Origin of the sequence: Aetokthonos hydrillicola CCALA 1050, from assembly GCF_017591665.1 — a bacterium.
Taxonomy (GTDB): Bacteria; Cyanobacteriota; Cyanobacteriia; order Cyanobacteriales; family Nostocaceae; genus Aetokthonos; species Aetokthonos hydrillicola.
In genome coordinates this window covers 1-1,740 of sequence record NZ_JAAKGC010000164.1, presented here as the reverse complement: position 1 = coordinate 1,740, position 1,740 = coordinate 1, and the positions used below count along the sequence as shown (strand labels likewise).

Here is a 1,740-nt window from a genome sequence, read left to right as displayed (position 1 = left end):
GGATGAATACCCTCTAAGGAAATTTTTGGCGGGTTTTTCTTGAGTACATCAATACAGATATCTGCGTTACGTGATAAAGTATTACGCAAATCCCAACCATAAACTGCTAGGTTGTGATTTATCTGTTCCTTGATAGGATATACAGAACCTTCTCCTTGTTCCCAATAATTTTGGGATTTACGTAAATTTTTTAACAAAGCTAACAAAGCTTGTAAAAAATCAAACCAGTCGATACTATTTCCAAAGGAACGCTGTAAATTCTCAGCTAGCCGTTCAATGTTAAGAGGTAATCCATCTTCAGGTCCATCATAAGTTGGATAACGTAATGAATTCCAACCCATTTCTCTAGCAATAATTGCTGGATAGGATAGTTTTGTGTCATAAATGCCTCCGCTTTTAAAGCCCTGTGTAACTGAATCCCCGATAGCAACCAAACGATTACGAGGAGTGCCTATTCTAGAGATATTAACAGGGATGCCAAGAGTAGGGTCTGTAATAGGTTTTCGAGCCTCAAACCGTATCCTAACATCTATTGGGGTTTTATGGTCAAACATGACAGCCAGTTGTTCAGTTATTTGTGCTTTTTAAAACAACAATTTATTGTTGAACACAGAAGACGTTTTATGGAAAAATGTAATAACGATAGATAAGTTTTTAAAAAAGATTAAATTGGTTCAGAATAGACAGTCGTAAATTTATAACTTATGATGAAGAATCTCTATATAATAGAATGTTTGCTTAAGCCATTTTTTGGTGATTTAGCAAACAGGTAATTGATGAACAAGATTGTTAGTGATTCTTTTTGAGAACTCATCATTAACAACGAATTTGAGGTGCATACTATGAAATTTGGAATTGATATTGGTCACAATTGTCCTCCTGACACTGGAGTTACTGGTATAAAGCAAGAGGATGTGCTAACTCTCGATGTGGGAACTCAAGTTATATCAAAATTAAAGGCTCTAGGACATGAAGTCGTAGAATGTACGCCAAGCCAGGCTAACACAGTTCGTGAATCACTATCGAAAAGATGTGATACTGCAAACAACGCCAAAGTTGATCTTTATCTCTCGATTCATTTTAATGGATTTAATCGTCAAGCAAATGGTACAGAAGTTTATGCTATTAGTGATAAAGCTACTAGAATAGCTAAGCCAGTACTAGATGAAATTGTCAAGTTAGGATTTTTTAATCGCGGCATTAAAAGCGGTACTCACTTATTTGTTCTAAGAAATACGGAGATGCCAGCAATTCTTGTGGAATGTTGTTTCTGTGATGCACCAAAGGATATGAATATTTTAAATACAGAAGCAATAGCAAATGCGATTGTCAAAGGTTTAACTGGTCAATTGCCAACCAATTCCGCTAGCTTTATGAAAGATGAAGAACAGAATGTCGATACAACCGTCTTGAGACTACAAAAAGCTTTAAATAGACTAAAAATTACCGACAAAAAGAATAAACCTTTGGTTGAAGATAACGTACTTGGGGTAGCAACGTCATCAGCAATTCAAAAATTTCAAGAGATAGCGGGAATTGAACAAACAAGAATTATCGACGAGGCGACTTGGAAGGCAATTAATCTAATTTTAGCCAAGCGGATGATTAGAGTCAATCATGCAGGTGGACCTGTCGTTAGGTACTTGCAATATCGCCTGGGTGTCGAGATTAATGGTCTTTATACTCCCCAAATGGAAGTCATGGTTAAGAAATTTCAACTTCAGAATGGTTTAATAACTG

The 1,740-nt window shown here is 36.1% G+C and carries 1 protein-coding gene and 1 pseudogene; one reads left to right on the top strand and one right to left on the bottom strand.

Going from position 1 to position 1,740, the window contains the following annotated elements; all coding sequences use genetic code 11:
- Nucleotides 1–554: pseudogene (locus G4P69_RS34185) on the bottom strand (hypothetical protein); the annotation flags it as partial.
- Between the two features lie 288 nt (nucleotides 555–842).
- Between G4P69_RS34185 and G4P69_RS34180 the strand changes: the two are divergent.
- A partial coding sequence (locus tag G4P69_RS34180) for an N-acetylmuramoyl-L-alanine amidase (RefSeq protein ID WP_208354359.1) occupies nucleotides 843–1,740 on the top strand: 898 nt, incomplete at its 3' end.